At 41.5% G+C, this 15,375-nt stretch carries 17 protein-coding genes; 13 read left to right on the forward strand and 4 right to left on the reverse strand.

The features are described from left to right. Nucleotides 1–4 precede the first annotated feature (4 nt). From KIV10_RS05220 to KIV10_RS05245, 6 genes are all read left to right on the forward strand, one after another. The gene (locus KIV10_RS05220; RefSeq protein ID WP_214112429.1) at nt 5–160 is read left to right on the forward strand and encodes a hypothetical protein; all 156 of its coding nucleotides are present in this window, start codon (nt 5–7) and stop codon (nt 158–160) included. Nucleotides 161–170: 10 nt separating this feature from the next. After that, nucleotides 171–515, forward strand: a complete 345-nt coding sequence (locus tag KIV10_RS05225) for a hypothetical protein (protein WP_214112430.1) — start codon at nt 171–173, stop codon at nt 513–515. 4 nt (nt 516–519) lie between these two features. Continuing rightward, nucleotides 520–2,079, forward strand: a complete 1,560-nt coding sequence (locus KIV10_RS05230; protein ID WP_214112431.1) for a TrkH family potassium uptake protein — start codon at nt 520–522, stop codon at nt 2,077–2,079. Nucleotides 2,080–2,097: 18 nt separating this feature from the next. Further along, nucleotides 2,098–2,763 carry a potassium channel family protein gene (locus tag KIV10_RS05235; RefSeq protein WP_214112432.1) on the forward strand — a complete coding sequence of 222 codons (666 nt, stop codon included), beginning with the start codon at nt 2,098–2,100 and terminating at the stop codon, nt 2,761–2,763. Next, complete coding sequence (locus tag KIV10_RS05240) at nt 2,756–3,853, forward strand: porin (RefSeq protein ID WP_214112433.1); 1,098 nt, start codon at nt 2,756–2,758, stop codon at nt 3,851–3,853. The genes KIV10_RS05235 and KIV10_RS05240 overlap by 8 nt, the downstream gene beginning before the upstream one ends. 115 nt (nt 3,854–3,968) lie before the next feature. Further along, the gene (locus KIV10_RS05245; protein ID WP_214112434.1) at nt 3,969–4,106 is read left to right on the forward strand and encodes a hypothetical protein; all 138 of its coding nucleotides are present in this window, start codon (nt 3,969–3,971) and stop codon (nt 4,104–4,106) included. Between the two features lie 33 nt (nt 4,107–4,139). Here the strand turns inward: KIV10_RS05245 and KIV10_RS05250 are convergent, their stop codons facing one another. The 3 genes from KIV10_RS05250 to KIV10_RS05260 form a co-directional block, all read right to left on the reverse strand. Beyond that, the gene (locus KIV10_RS05250) at nt 4,140–4,568 is read right to left on the reverse strand and encodes a hypothetical protein (protein WP_214112435.1); all 429 of its coding nucleotides are present in this window, start codon (nt 4,566–4,568) and stop codon (nt 4,140–4,142) included. 67 nt (nt 4,569–4,635) lie between these two features. Continuing rightward, entirely contained in the window at nt 4,636–7,128 is a 2,493-nt protein-coding gene (locus KIV10_RS05255) for a DUF5686 and carboxypeptidase-like regulatory domain-containing protein (RefSeq protein ID WP_214112436.1), read from the reverse strand. 212 nt (nt 7,129–7,340) lie between these two features. Further along, the gene (locus KIV10_RS05260) at nt 7,341–8,321 is read right to left on the reverse strand and encodes a pyruvate dehydrogenase complex E1 component subunit beta (protein WP_214112437.1); all 981 of its coding nucleotides are present in this window, start codon (nt 8,319–8,321) and stop codon (nt 7,341–7,343) included. A gap of 374 nt (nt 8,322–8,695) precedes the next feature. Here KIV10_RS05260 and KIV10_RS05265 point away from each other — a divergent pair, with 374 nt between their 5' ends. From KIV10_RS05265 to KIV10_RS05280, 4 genes are all read left to right on the forward strand, one after another. Continuing rightward, nucleotides 8,696–9,436 (forward strand): electron transfer flavoprotein subunit beta/FixA family protein, encoded by a 741-nt coding sequence (locus tag KIV10_RS05265; protein WP_214112438.1) that lies wholly within the window; start codon nt 8,696–8,698, stop codon nt 9,434–9,436. An 87-nt stretch (nt 9,437–9,523) separates the two neighbouring features. After that, nucleotides 9,524–10,492, forward strand: a complete 969-nt coding sequence (locus tag KIV10_RS05270) for an electron transfer flavoprotein subunit alpha/FixB family protein (RefSeq protein WP_214112439.1) — start codon at nt 9,524–9,526, stop codon at nt 10,490–10,492. Between the two features lie 147 nt (nt 10,493–10,639). Beyond that, entirely contained in the window at nt 10,640–11,263 is a 624-nt protein-coding gene (locus KIV10_RS05275) for a bifunctional nuclease family protein (protein ID WP_214112440.1), read from the forward strand. Nucleotides 11,264–11,311: 48 nt separating this feature from the next. Then, nucleotides 11,312–13,024, forward strand: a complete 1,713-nt coding sequence (locus tag KIV10_RS05280) for a NupC/NupG family nucleoside CNT transporter (RefSeq protein ID WP_214112441.1) — start codon at nt 11,312–11,314, stop codon at nt 13,022–13,024. 2 nt (nt 13,025–13,026) lie between these two features. Here KIV10_RS05280 and KIV10_RS05285 read toward each other — a convergent pair whose 3' ends face one another. Beyond that, entirely contained in the window at nt 13,027–13,386 is a 360-nt protein-coding gene (locus tag KIV10_RS05285; protein WP_214112442.1) for a hypothetical protein, read from the reverse strand. Nucleotides 13,387–13,518: 132 nt separating this feature from the next. On the opposite strand from KIV10_RS05285, the gene KIV10_RS05290 reads away from it, so the two are divergent. From KIV10_RS05290 to KIV10_RS05300, 3 genes are read left to right on the forward strand one after another with little or no spacing between them, the layout of a single operon-like run. Further along, on the forward strand, nt 13,519–14,343 hold the full coding sequence (locus KIV10_RS05290) for a thymidylate synthase (protein WP_214112443.1): 825 nt from the start codon (nt 13,519–13,521) through the stop codon (nt 14,341–14,343). A gap of 15 nt (nt 14,344–14,358) precedes the next feature. Further along, nucleotides 14,359–14,775: an energy transducer TonB gene (locus tag KIV10_RS05295; RefSeq protein WP_214112444.1), complete on the forward strand. Its 417-nt coding sequence runs from the start codon at nt 14,359–14,361 to the stop codon at nt 14,773–14,775. Nucleotides 14,776–14,830: 55 nt separating this feature from the next. Next, the gene (locus KIV10_RS05300; RefSeq protein WP_214112445.1) at nt 14,831–15,037 is read left to right on the forward strand and encodes a hypothetical protein; all 207 of its coding nucleotides are present in this window, start codon (nt 14,831–14,833) and stop codon (nt 15,035–15,037) included. The last annotated feature ends 338 nt before the right edge of the window (nt 15,038–15,375 follow it).

A 15,375-nucleotide genomic window follows, 5' to 3' on the forward strand; every position in this document is an offset into this window, starting at 1 on the left:
GGAAATGAAATGGGACTTTTTTTATGATGGGGACAATACTAAGCAGTATCACTCCCTGCGCGATTGGCAAAAGGAAACACAGCACGTGTTTCGAGCATTTGTGATTATGGTGATACTACTTGCCGTTTCCATCTTGGCTTTTACCCTCTTTACTTTTTGAATCTTGGGGAATGAAGAAGGATTTTTCAAATATACCTTTTCCGCCACTTAATCTGATATTACATATCTGTACGCTCGTAAACGAATTAAATGGCCAGTTCAATGAATTTTCTATTTCTGAAGCTAAAAACCAATTACGCTGTGACCATCACATCAATAAACATATGAAAGCAATTTTGGGCAGTAATAGTCTGGAGGAATTCAGAAAAAAAATACTCCTGTTTCAGGGTACTGTAGATTCTCTTTTAAAATCCTATAAAAATTCCTCCTTGGTCTTTACTGAAAAAATTGCCATTGAAGATATCCTTAAGCAATTGGCACAAGACCTTAAAACTTTACAAAACACAACAAGCTAATTTTATGAACAGAACTATTGTAAAACAGGTGGCAAGCCTCCAGATAATCTTAGGTTTTGTAATGATGGTTCCAGCTATCGTGGCGCTTATCTATAGCGAATGGTATTCACTTTATGGCTTTTTGATTTCAGGGGTTATTACCGCCTGTATTGGGTTTCTACTTTATACTTCTGTGAGGGATACCCGCGAACCCGAGTATAAACATGCACTGATAATTGCGGCCCTTGGCTGGTTAATGATCATTATCGTGGGAGGCCTGCCCTATTTTGTAATTGCGCAGATGACGCCATTTTCTGTAATGCAGCAATTTGTCCCGGACGGTTTCAATTACCAATCAAGCCTGCTGTATTTTAAAAATCCATTGCACTGCATCTTTGAAAGTACCAGTGCCTTTACTACTACGGGACTTACCATGAGTGTTCACGAGCCTTCCGTGGGCAAGGCAGTTTTATTTTATAGACATTTTTCACAATGGATAGGGGGCGCAGGTTTTATTGTTATGGCACTTGCTATATTTCGGCAAATTCCCGGGCAGGGCAGTATTTTGCTCTACGGTTCTGAGGCCAGTGGCACAAAATTAAAGACCACGGTTATACAGACCGCCCGGTCCATTTGGAAGGTCTATTTGGTTGTAACCGCTGCCATGATGCTATATATTGGGGTGGGCACCTATTTTATACTACCTGATTATCCCCTATCCGAAAATATATTTGATGCCATAAACCATGCGATGGCCGGACAATCTACAGGGGGCTTTAGCACTTTGGATGACAGCATTGCGGGATACCAATCCATTAAAATGGATATGCTTTTTCTACTCCCGATGCTCTTGGGGGGACTCTCTATTCCCTTTTTGTACCGCTTTATATTTATGAAAAAGTTCAGCGAAGTGTGGACCGATATTCAAACACGTGCCATAATAGTGGTGTCCATGGTTGGCGGCATCATTCTTTCACTATTGCTTTATAATTCTGAAGAGGTGGCAAATCCTATCCGTGAGGGAGTATTTCAATTTCTCAGTGCCTTAACTACTACGGGTTGGCAGACATCAAATATAAACGCTTGGGATGATCTTTCGGTGCTTTTTATAGTGGTTGGAGCTATGGTTGTAGGTGGTTCTGCGGGAGCTACTGTTGGGGGCATTAAGATTATACGCGCCCTACTTTTGCAAAAAGGACTGCGCTGGCACATCAGTAAAATATTTCTTTCCAAAAACACGGTAAAAACCATAAAGTTCAATAAGGAAATCCTTTATTCTGAAGAGATGAATGCCGAATTGGCAAGAGCGGGAATCTTCACGCTTATTTACCTACTGTTCGTATTTATTTCAACCATGCTAACACTTTTCTATATGTCACCGGATTATACGTTGGCGGATGCCATTTTTGAATCGGCTTCTGCCCAAGGTACCGTAGGACTTTCCACGGGAATAACGGATCCCTCCATGTCTCCCATACTGGAAACGGTTTACATTGTACAAATGTGGGCGGGACGTATAGAAATAATTCCCGTATTGGTGTTGCTTCGCGCGCTCTTTTATGGAACAAAACCGAGAATAATTTAACTATAAAATCCAAAATATATGCATTTAATAATTGTAGGTTCTGGCAGAACCGGAAAACACGTAATTCAAGCAGCCATAGATGATAATCAAGAAGTTTACGTAATTGAACGGGATAAGGAGCGCGCCAATTGGGTTGCCACAAAATTTGATTGTGTGGTAATACACGGCGATGCCACAAGTATGGAAATTTTAAAGGAAGCAAAGGCTGAAAGTGCCGATGCCATCATTGTTACCACCAATGATGATTCAGTCAATGCGCTGGTCATTCTTTTGGCCAAACAGATGGGAATAAAAAGATTGGTGAGCTCAGTAAACAATGATGATCTGCTTCCCGTATTTGGGCATTTGAATATTGACACGGTTGAAAATCCATACCGATTAAATGGAAAGTACCTATACCGTGCCGTACAAGGCCCAAACGTTAAGGAATTTCTCGATCTGGGAGATGGTTTTGAACTGCTTGAACTGGTTGTGGAAAAAGAATCCTGTGTGGCCAACAAATTTATAAAGGATCTAAACAGGGAACGTATCCTTCCACGGGATTCTTCTTTTATCTTAGTAAAAAGAAATAACCAAATTATTATTCCCGAAGGAGAGACTCGCATATTTGTTCACGATATTGTTGTTGTTCTATCCAAAAAAAATAATGTTGGGGCAGTATCTAAAATATTCGGCAATGCATAGACAAAATAAACTCGTGATACTAGTCGCACTCCTGCTGGCGTATTCTCAATATGCGAAGGCACAGATAGATACCCTCTGGCAACAAAAACCAAAGGTTGAACTTACAGCATTTGTGGATATTTTTTATGTTTATGACTTTAATCAACCGGACTCGACATTTCGGCAGCCCTTCTTTTACAATCATAATCGGCATAATGAATTCAACCTAAATTTGGGACTTATAAAGATAGCAGTGCAACAACCTAAGTACAGGGCAAATTTGGCTTTGCAGGCTGGGACTTATGCCACGGACAATTACGTGGCGGAGGATGATGTTTTCAAAATAATTAATGAAGCGAACGTTGGCATTGCCTTAAATAGCAAAAATAATCTTTGGGTTGATGTGGGCATTATGCCTTCGCATATAGGTTTTGAAAGCGCTATTTCTTCAGAAAATCCTACTTTGACCCGCTCCTTGCTGGCTGAAAATTCCCCATACTTTATGGCAGGTGCAAAACTCACCTATTCCCCAAATGCGAACTGGGTGCTGGCGGCCGTAATTTCCAATGGCTGGCAGCGTATAAAACGCGTCCAAGGAAATTCGCTGCCGGCCTTTGGTACCCAGCTTACCTATACACCTTCAGAAAAAGCGACATTAAACTGGAGCACATTTGCCGGAACGGATGATGCCGATGAAAACAGGCGCATGCGGTATTTCAATAATTTTTACGGACTTTTTACAGTCTCTGATAACGTGACTATTACGGCTGGATTTGATATTGGTTTACAGCAAACCACAAAAAACAGCGAGAACTACGATAGCTGGTTCAGCCCCATAGTAATTGCCCAGTACCAAATAAGCGAGCAATGGAAAACCGTTTTTAGGGCAGAATATTACGAAGATAAAACCGGTGTTATCATTTCGCCCATTAATGATAACGGTTTTGCGACCGCTGCATATAGTATGAACCTAGATTATTCACCAGCTTCAAATCTCTACATTCGTGCCGAAGGACGATTTTTGAATGGTAACGATGAAATTTTTAGAAAGGATGATTTATTTGTTACTAACAATTTTTTTATGACACTATCTATGGCGCTAAAAATTTAGGAATTGAAATACGTACCAAATTCTGGTTTTTTGGAATTTTAATATATTAAGAAATAATTTAGGAAACCCAATAAACCAATTGGCTATCTTTAAATTTCAAAAAAATCAACAAGCTATGAAAAAACTCTTACGCATTATACTTGCCGGATGGGGCGCAAAAAAAATTGGCGGTGGCGGCTGTGGCTGCATCGGCACCATTATAGTCTTCGCAATTCTGTACTGGCTATTGGGCTATGTATTTGAATTGTTTTAGTCCCAAAAAGTGACATTCAAATAAAATACGGGGCTATTGTAGCTTGGTCAACAAATCCAAACCAAATTTCTTGTAATCCAAATTCCCTTCCAAGGTATAGATAGCCGTATGGGTGGGTACTGTGCTTTTTACTTCCAATCTTGGTTTTGTCTCAAAAGTACATACGGTGGCAAAATCCTCTTTCTTGCTGGGCGCATAGAAAATTCGATATACAGTATCTGAAATTTTGGAGGAAACATACAAGCTGAAATCCACAATCGGGTTTTCCGAAAAAGTTTTGGGTGGTAGCTGTAGTTCGGCCTCAGAAATTACCTCAACCTTTTCTGAAGCAAATGTTGTCACAGAAAAAAATCCGAATACGATTATCAGGATAGCGCGTTGTAGTGGGTTGAAACGCATTTGGGAAACTGACAATGAGGTGTTACTAAAAGTTTTAGTAAAAACAATAAATATTGAATTCATAATGCGAATCTATTAAGTTTCAACTGTTTCGAAGAAGGAAGCTAAAGGTAAGCAAAAAATGTACGCGCTAGAACGAAAACCCAAAAACTCCGGTAACACCAAATTTCCGTGCGCCCGGATTGTCCAGATAGTTGCCTCTAAAGTTGAAGTCTAGCCTAAACACTCTAAAGATGTTGCCCACGCCCACGCTCCATTCCCAGTAAATATCCTCTGGCGCTTGGTACACAATATTGGAAGCATTCAGCGCTTTGTTTTCTTCTGAAATTTCACCATACACAGCCCTAAAGCCTATTACCTCCCGCAGGTCCAGATTGCGAAGGCCGGGAATTCGGCTAAAAATCCGTCCGCCAAAGTTGTGCTGTAAATGGAGCGATGCATACGTATCGCTCACAAATTCGTAGAAATCGAGTTGGTTGAAAGTATTGTACAAACTAAACAAGGTTTGGTTTCCAGGAATTGGGTTGAGTAAGCTCAACGGAACGGGATCAAAGGTTGTGCCTACTTCTACGGTAGAGAGCAAACGCCCGATTCCGCCAATGTTCCACGGCTGCGTGTACAGCCCCTGCAATCTTTTATATTCAAAATCGCCTCCCAAAACATCCTTCAATCCATAGGTATAGCCAGCGTAGAGCGTTGGGAAATCCCCGTCATTGATAATTGTACGTTCCACGCCATAGCCCGATGTCTTCCGTTTGGGCGTATAATAAAGGCCTACTTCAATTTCTGGCTGTCTTATCTCACTTCTAATTTCACCCGTGAAAATACCATCTTCCATTACCCTATAATCAATACTGAAAGTTTCGGTAGCAGATTCTAAAGTACGGTACGAGCCCGTAATCCTCACCACAAAGTTTTTCAACGGCTCCACATCAAAACCTGCCGTGGTAAGATTGATTCGCGAAAGCCTATCATTAGCCCCTACCGATATCACTGCAGAGGAAGCCAAACTTCGACCCAGCACATCATTGGTATTGGTAAGGCTGGCACCTGTTTGTTCCACATCCCGTCTATTGCCACCAAAAATTGTAAGCCTTGATTTTCTGTCCAAAAGCCATTTCCCGGAAATACCATATTTAAAACGATCGTCCCCAAATCCATACGCGCCAAAACCTTCCAGGCGCCATGGATCATTCTGGCCAAAATATGTTCTGCCTCCCAAGCGGATTCGCAGACCTTCGGCTTCGTTGTAGCCAAAAATGGAAAAGATGGGGCCAATGTCAAAATTATTTACCTCATAATATCCGCTGGCCAAGGTTGCGCCAATGTTATACAGCGCCTTGAAGCGCGGTACAGTCTTTAGCGTGTCCAGCATTTTATAAACGCCCTTTTCGTCCTTACTCAGCTGTTCCATCCGGTTTTGTTCCCAGTATTCATCCGGGCGGTGGTACACTTCATATTGGTACGGATCTACCTGTTCACTATAGAATTTTTTATCCTTGGGGATATCAAAAACATAATTATCGTAAAGAGTAGTTCGCTTTCCATAGACCCCGCGGGCCTCTTCCTTCTTGCGGAAACTGAAATCGCTTAAAAAGTAATCCTTTGTAATGAGAAAAATGGAATCGTTCAGCACCTCAAACTCCTGTTCAATGTACACCTCGCGCACCCAGTTTAGGTTTGCACTCTTGGAGGCCTGGAGGTTTATTTCCTTGATGGCCCACGTAGAATCGTTCACCCAAAAATCACCTTTGAACGTGAGCTCGTTCTTCCTCCGCGGATAGTACACAATGTTGTAACACCACTTGTTGCCGCGGTAAGCACTGTCCAAAAGTACGTAGTTGTACACATCAATTCCTGTTCGGGAAAGCGGACTGGTAAAGGCCTTATCAAAAAACTTCAGGTAATTGTCGTACACATCGTACTCACTGTACAGATCCTTTACAAAGGCTATGAGCGTTTGGTTGTTGTCAAAACCCGAATTCTTGTTCCCCTGGAGTACTTCTTTTTCCTCATTCAGAATATTATCTCCATATACTTTGGATACAGCTTCATTTATAAAAATGGGCAGATAGGTGTTCCCGGTAATGTTTGAAGTATCGGTCTGCTCAAAAATAAATTCCATCCCCTTGAAAACACGGCTTTTAATGAGCGCGCTATCAATGGTGTTGAGGTCAAACTCAAGCTTTTCATATTTATCGTAACTGTATTGTTTGAATTTTTTGGTTCCGTTTTGTCTTCGGTTTTCCCAAATCTTTCGAAGGATATCGAGAGCCGGGTTGTCTTTTTTTGAGGTCTTTCCGCTAAAGACCACTACCTCATCTAGGGACGAAGCGCTTTCCTCCATAATAATTTCCATAGTATAGGTAGAACGCTTGGTGAGGTCCACCTCTTGGGTTGTGTAACCGATGAAGGAAAAAACAACCCCGGTATATGTTTTATCACTTTCCAGATAGAACCGGCCGTCCTCATTTGAAATAGTACCCTCCTGCGAATCCTTAAATATAACATTGGCGAATGCAACGGGTTGACCCGAAGCATCCTTAATTGTTCCGCTAACCTTAGTTTGGGAAAAAACAGAAGCACTTAAAAATAAGAAGAGGATAGTAAAAAGGTGCTTCATTAGGGCTTAGGATTCAAAATTTAAGGTTTCTGGTTGCAGGTTGAATGTTGAATGTTACAGGTTGCAGGTTCAAGGTTACAAGTTCAAGGTTTCAAAGTTTTAAGTTATAGGTTTTTGTTTTGAACATAGAACTTATAATACTCATTTGAATTTTGTGATTTGTGTTTTGGAATTTGTGACTCGGGTCTTGATCCCGAAGCTTCGGGACCAACTTAATCCCTATACATCACCTTTTTTACTGCCTTTATTACATCTTCACTGTTCGGCAACCATTCTGCCAATAATGCAGGGGAATATGGCGCCGGGGTATCTGCGGTATTGATTTTTACGATAGGCGCATCCAAGTAATCGAATGCTTCGTTCTGTACCATATAAGTAATTTCGGTGGCAACGTTCCCAAAAGGCCAAGCCTCTTCCAAAACCACAAGTCGGTTAGTTTTTTTAACCGATTCCAATATCGCCTTTTTGTCCATAGGCCGAACGGTACGCAGGTCGATAATCTCACATTCAATTCCGTCTTTCGACAATTCCTCGGCAGCTTTGTAGGCCTCCTTAATAATTTTTCCGAAGGAAACAATAGTGACATCATCACCTTTTCTTTTAATGTCTGCCACACCTAGGGGTATTAAATATTCCCCTTCCGGCACCTCGCCCTTATCGCCGTACATTTGCTCGCTTTCCATAAAAATTACCGGATCGTTATCGCGGATGGCGCTTTTCAAAAGCCCCTTTGCATCGGCCGGGTTGCTTGGCACTACTACCTTTAACCCCGGACAGTTGGCATACCAACTCTCAAAAGCCTGACTGTGCGTTGCGGCAAGCTGTCCTGCGGAAGCCGTTGGCCCCCTAAAAACAATAGGAATATTGAATTGCCCCCCACTCATTTGGCGCATTTTTGCAGCGTTGTTTATGATCTGGTCTATCCCAACCAAGGAGAAATTGAAAGTCATAAACTCAATGATGGGACGGTTTCCGTTCATCGCTGAACCTACGCCAATTCCAGAGAAACCCATCTCGGAAATGGGGGTGTCTATCACGCGCTTGGCCCCGAATTCATCTAGCATGCCTTTACTGGCCTTATACGCTCCATTGTACTCGGCAACTTCCTCACCCATTAAATATATAGTCTCGTCACGGCGCATTTCCTCGCTCATCGCCTCGGCTATTGCCTCTCTGAATTGTAGTGTCTTCAAAATATTATCTATTTACTATTTCTATCTTATTATTGAAACGCTGGGCGTTACCTTCCTTTATCCCATATTTTTGATATATTTTGTTAAGCCAATTGCTTTTGGAATAGGGATAGCAAAAATACTATTATTTCAAACGCGTAAAGTATAAAAGAAAAAAGATTTAACCATATTTTATTATGCGTGCATAGCAAATTTTCAAATTATATGAGTATCTTCGCAGACGTTGCTTTTCAGGGGTTCAATTACCTTAGAAAGTTCTTAAAATATTGATTTAAAAGAATTTTAAATATATAATGCCCCTTTTATCAATAATAAATGGAGCGAAGATGTAGATTGGGGCATCACATCTTCCTACTTTTCAAATATCAGTAAAGATGAAAATATTAGTCTGTATAAGTCACGTACCGGACACAACTTCAAAAATTAATTTTACCGAAGGCGATACCAAATTTGACACCAACGGCGTGCAATTTGTAATAAATCCAAATGACGAATTTGGCCTAACACGCGCTATGTGGTTCAAGGAAAAACAGGGAGCTACAGTACACGTAGTAAACGTGGGCGGCCCCGAGACCGAACCAACCCTAAGAAAGGCTTTGGCCATTGGTGCCGATGAAGCCATACGGATAAATACTCCCGCCACGGATGGGTTTTCGGTAGCGAAGCAATTGGCTAGCGTTGCCAAGGAAGGTGGATATGATTTGGTGATTGGCGGACGTGAATCCATTGATTACAATGGCGGGATGGTACCGGGGATGGTTGCCAAACTCACCGGGGCCAATTTTGTAAATACCTGTATAAGCCTAGAGGTTGAAGGCGATAAGGCAACTGCCATCCGTGAAATTGACGGTGGAAAGGAAACCTTGAAGACTTCGCTTCCCTTGGTGATTGGCGGACAGAAAGGTTTGGTTGAGGAAAGTGATCTTCGCATCCCAAACATGCGTGGGATTATGCAGGCGCGTACGAAGCCGCTTACCGTAAAAGATCCCACCGACTCAAACAACGAAACAACCACAGTTGCTTTTGAAAAACCAGCTCCCAAAGGTGCTGTTAAGTTGGTAGATAGTGTGGACGAATTGGTAAATCTTTTACACAACGAAGCGAAAGTAATCTAGACTTGGGATAAAAGATGTGTGATGTAAGATAAAAACATCCGCTCCTTTCTCAACGTTAAAGTCTAACATCTAAAAATCTAAAATCTAATGTCTATAATAGTTTATACAGAATCAGAAGAAGGAAAAATCAAGAAAATAGCCTTGGAAGCGGTTGCTTATGCAAAAGGAATTGCTGACCAAATGGGAACATCAGTTACTGCAGTTACGGTGAATTCTAATGACACTTCAGAATTGGGAAAATACGGCGCATCCAAAGTATTGCAAGTCTCAAATGATAAATTGAATAAGTTCAATGCAGAGGCTTATGCAGATGTTTTGGCTCAGGCCGCAAAGAATGAGGATGCCAAAGTTGTGGTCTTGACCTCTAGTGCCAACAGCAAATTTCTCGCTCCCGCCCTTGCGGTAAATTTGGATGCTGGATATGTTCCAAATGTTGTAAGCTTACCGGAAAGTACTTCGCCCTTTAAAGTAAAACACAATGTATTTACTAATAAAGCTTTTGCCGTTACCGAAATAAAAACGGACAGAAAGATAATTGGCTTGGGTAAAAATTCCTATGGCTTAAAGGAAAGTGAAGCCGCAGCTTCAACGGAAGCATTTTCGCCCAATCTTGATGCCCACGATTTCGACATGGAAATAGTTTCCGTAGATAAAGCTACAGAGAAGGTAACCATTGCCGATGCTGAAGTAGTAGTTTCAGGCGGTCGTGGATTGAAAGGTCCAGAAAACTGGGGAATGCTGGAAGATCTTGCCAAAACTCTAGGTGCTGCTACGGCTTGCTCAAAGCCAGTGAGCGATATGGGCTGGAGACCACACAGCGAACACGTAGGACAGACCGGAAAACCAGTTGCTTCAAACCTGTATATAGCAGTGGGAATTTCTGGTGCCATCCAGCACTTGGCGGGTATCAACGCCTCAAAGGTAAAGGTGGTAATCAACAACGATCCCGAAGCTCCATTTTTCAAAGCGGCAGACTACGGTATGGTGGGTGATGCTTTTGAAATTGTACCCAAACTCACTGAAAAATTAAAAGAGTTTAAGGCGCAAAACGCATAAATTTTTGTTAATTTGCGCCTCGAAAAAGGCTGTTTAGATTCGGAAACATCCCAATTTAAACAGCCTTTTTATTTTATAGTTATATTCGTTACTTTTATAATTGATTGTTTAACTGAACATTGCGTACAAAAAATTGATTACTGAAGAATGAGTTTAGTAAAACTTACCATAAAAGGGATTTCATACAGCCAAACACAGAATGGTGCCTACGCACTTATTTTAAGTGAAGTGGACGGCGAGCGCAAGCTGCCCATAGTAATTGGAGCATTTGAGGCACAATCCATCGCCATAGCCCTTGAAAAGGAAATAACCCCTCCCAGACCCCTTACCCACGATCTTTTTAAGAATTTTGCCGATAGGTTTGAGATAGTCATCAAGCAGGTAATTATCCACAAGTTGGTGGACGGCGTATTCTATTCCAGCATTATCTGCGAACGCGATAAAATTGAGGAAATAATTGATGCCCGAACCAGCGATGCCATTGCGCTCGCCCTTCGATTTAAGGCTCCCATATTCACCTATAAAAATATTCTGGACAAAGCGGGTATTTTCCTAAAAACCCCGTCCAAGAAAAAGCCTACGACCAAAGAGCAGGATGATGTCATCGAGGAATTGATTTTGGGGGAGGATAAGGAATCCGTAAAACCAACCGGTGAGGATTATAGCCGCCATACTTTAAAAGACCTCAACAAAATGCTGGAGGACGCCGTTACTAGTGAGAATTATGAAAAAGCGGCAAGAATAAGGGATGAAATTTCAAAAAGGGAATAATTGCTTAAAATCCATTTGTCACAATATCATAACTGAAATAAAACCTTCATGCAAAAAATCCTCTTTGCTACACTAGCTTTGTTTTTCTTCGGAACTGTTTTTGGGCAGAGCATAGAAAAAACCTGGCAATTTTCAGAAGCAAAAAACGGAAATGGCCTCTCCGCATTAACAATACAGCCAGAGCGGGATTACCTAAAATTGGAAAACGGCTCCTTCGAGTTTCAACTTTCCTCGGAAGATAGCCTTGCATCTGCTGGTGATTATATATTCCAAAATAATTTATTGGTTCTTTTTTTCAATACGCCCAGCGATAGCATTCGCAGGTTCCGGGTAGGGCAGGTTACGGATTCCACACTTTCCATTTCAGAAAATAATACCGAATACATACTAAAAACCAAAACCACCGAAGGAGTTACGGCGGCCACATCGGTCATTGAATCTTCAGAAATAATACCCAGCAACGGTTTTACCTTTAGCAGCTTTTGGCGCGGTGCCTTGGGGATGGTATCGTTGCTTATAATCGCCTTTCTCTTCAGCGCAAACAAAAAAGCGATCAACTGGAAAACGGTAGGGCTTGGCCTTGCTTTTCAATTGATTATTGCCATTGGGGTTTTAAAAGTCGGTTTCATAAAAAATATTTTTGAAGGCATAGGACAACTTTTTGTAAACGTACTCGAATACACAAAAGCGGGAAGTGAATTTCTATTTGGCGGGATGCTGGATATTAATTCCTTTGGGTTCATTTTCGCTTTTCAGGTATTGCCCACAATCATCTTTTTTTCCGCGCTTACCTCGGTTCTATTTTACTTCGGAATTATTCAAGTAGTAGTAAAGGGAATGGGCTGGTTGCTTACAAAACTTTTGAATATTTCAGGAGCCGAAAGCCTAAGCGTTGCCGGAAATATCTTCTTGGGCCAGACGGAAGCACCCCTTCTTATAAAAGCCTATTTGGAAAAAATGAATAAAAGCGAAATGCTGCTGGTGATGATTGGCGGAATGGCCACGGTAGCGGGAGCGGTACTGGCAGCGTACATAGGTTTTTTGGGCGGGGACGATCCGGAATTACGCCTTACATTCGCAAAGCACCTGCTGGCGGCATCGGTCATGGCCGCACCGGGCGCGATTGTTATTTCAAAAATACTCTACCCTCAAACCGAACCCATCAATACCGATGTAAAGGTTTCCTCAGAAAAAATTGGCTCCAACTTTCTTGATGCCATTGCAAACGGAACTACGGAAGGCCTGCGGTTGGCGGTAAACGTGGGTGCCATGCTTTTGGTTTTCGTGGCTTTCATAGCTATGATCAATGGGATTTTGGGTTGGCTTGGCGATATTACCAATGCCAATAGCTATATTGCCAATAAATCCTCCTACAACAGTCTTTCCCTAGAGGCTATTTTAGGAACGGTGTTCGCACCGCTTATGTGGCTGATTGGCGTAGCAAAGGAAGATATGTTTTTAATGGGGCAATTGCTTGGGATAAAGCTTGCAGCCAGTGAATTTGTGGGTTACATACAGTTGGCAGAACTTAAAAACGTGGCAAGCGGCGTACATCTTACCTATGAAAAAAGCATCATAATGGCTACGTATATGCTCTGTGGATTTGCAAATTTCGCTTCCATAGGGATACAGATTGGGGGTATTGGTTCCCTTGCGCCAGGCCAGCGAAAGACATTGTCAAAATTTGGTTTGAAAGCGTTGATAGGCGGAACTATCGCCTCATTGATTTCGGCCACCATCGCCGGAATGATCATAGGATAAACTTATTTCACTACCGTTTTTGCCCAGTCTATGGCATCTTCCATATTTTCAAAAAAACCAAAGGCACCGTCAAATAGTTTCTGTTTTTCCAGCGCGTCAGATTTAACCTTTTCGTTTTCAGAAACCAGCGCAATTCCCACAATTTTCCGTGGGTTCACAAATTTATAGGCTTGGGAATCCACTTTATAAATATCTTTTCTGTCTGAAATGAGCACATATCTTTTATTGCCAAAATGTTTATAGCTACATTGAAGTAATTCCTTGGCACCTTCCTTTGTAACCAATGGCACGGAGACCCTTGCTATGCAATAATTGGGATAACATTCCAAAATTCCAATAGAGGTTGTATACGATTTAAACATTACGGCAAGTTGAATAAATAAATATACTAAAATTTTGGAATGGTTAATAACTTCTTAAAAAGCAAAGCGTAAATAATTTGACCAAGGCCATAGCTATTATTATTTTAGACCGTTCAACTATTCTTTTGAAAAATGAAGCAATATCACGACCTCTTAAAACATATTCTAGAAACCGGAACCGAGAAACACGACCGTACCGGCACTGGCACCAAAAGTGTTTTTGGTTACCAGATGCGGTTTGATTTAAGCGAAGGCTTCCCAATGGTGACCACAAAAAAACTTCATTTAAAATCCATTATCCACGAGTTGCTGTGGTTTTTGAAAGGCGATACCAATATTCAATATCTACAGGAAAATGGGGTACGAATCTGGAATGAATGGGCAGATGAAAATGGAAATCTTGGCCCGGTATATGGCCACCAATGGCGCAACTGGAACAGTGAGGAAATTGACCAGATTGCAGCAATAATTGAAACCATAAAAAAAAATCCAGATAGCCGAAGAATGTTGGTTAGCGCCTGGAACCCCAGCGTAATGCCGGATACATCAAGGCCCTTCGCCGAAAATGTGGCAAATGGAAAGGCTGCGCTCCCACCTTGCCATGCTTTTTTTCAGTTCTATGTGGCGGACGGCAAACTTTCCTGCCAGTTGTACCAGCGCAGTGCAGACAGCTTTTTGGGCGTTCCCTTTAATATCGCCAGCTATGCCCTGCTCACCATGATGGTGGCGCAGGTATGTGGTTATGAGGCTGGGGATTTTGTACACACCTTTGGCGATGCCCATATTTACAGCAACCATTACGAACAGGTTGCCCTTCAACTTTCCAGAGAACCGCGACCGTTGCCCAAAATGTTGCTTAATCCAAATGTAAAAGATATATTTGGTTTCACTTTTGATGATTTTACGCTCGTGGACTACAATCCGCACCCGCACATTAAAGGTGCCGTAGCCATTTAATCTTAAAATATGTATATGAAAAAACTGTTCATTATCGCTTGCATTCTTATCTCCGCAACTACTTTTGCCCAAGAATGGGGAACCGTAGATAAAAATACCGTAACCTTAAAAGAAATAGGCCCCATCTGGCCGGGCTGTGAAAATGGGAGCGCCGCACAACGGGACAACTGCTTCAATACGCAATTGGCCACCCACATCTCAAAAAACTTTAAATTCCCAGCCGGCTATAAAAAAAATGGCGATGTAAAGGTGATCGTTGAATTCATCATCAATGAAAAAGGAATGGTCGAGGTTAAAAAAGTGACCGGCGGCACAAAGGAATTGCAGGAAGAGGCAAAACGAAACATTTCCGCCATCCCAAAAATGGCGAAGCCAGGTATGATGGGCGGCAAACCCCGCGCTATTTCGTACACTGTTCCCTTTAATTTTTAATGGGAAAAACCCACAGCATCCATTATACTTTCTGGAAATCTATTATTTTTCTAAAATGAAAAATGAAAAGACCCTATTTAACATTTTTGAAAGATTATGGTTTTTTATTATGAAGAATCATATGGCAAAAATGAAGCATCATATTATAGAATTAAGAAAAAATTTCGCCGATACAAACCATCATATCGCTGAAGTCACCCGCCAGAATACAAGAGAACATTACCTTATTGCGAGTAAATTGAACCATATAGAAGAAATATAGCACCGTATCGCAAAAATTAGCTCTCGTATCGGATAAATACTACACCGTATCGCAAAAATTAGCTAGCGTATCGGATAAATACTGCACCGTATCGCAAAAATTAGTTACCGTATAGCACGCCTAAGGCACCGTATCGCAAAAATTAGTTACCGTATCGGATAAATACTGTACCGTATAGCATAAATAAAGCACCGTATCGGATAAATACTGCACCGTATAGCACGCCAAAGGCACCGTATAGCAGTAATATACCATCAATAGAAATAAACCGAATTGTATCAAAAGTGGATTGAAATACAGTAACGCCTTTAACATTCCCTAAACACCTTTAAAAAATA

This window comes from Aequorivita echinoideorum (assembly GCF_018476645.1).
GTDB lineage: Bacteria > Bacteroidota > Bacteroidia > Flavobacteriales > Flavobacteriaceae > Aequorivita > Aequorivita echinoideorum.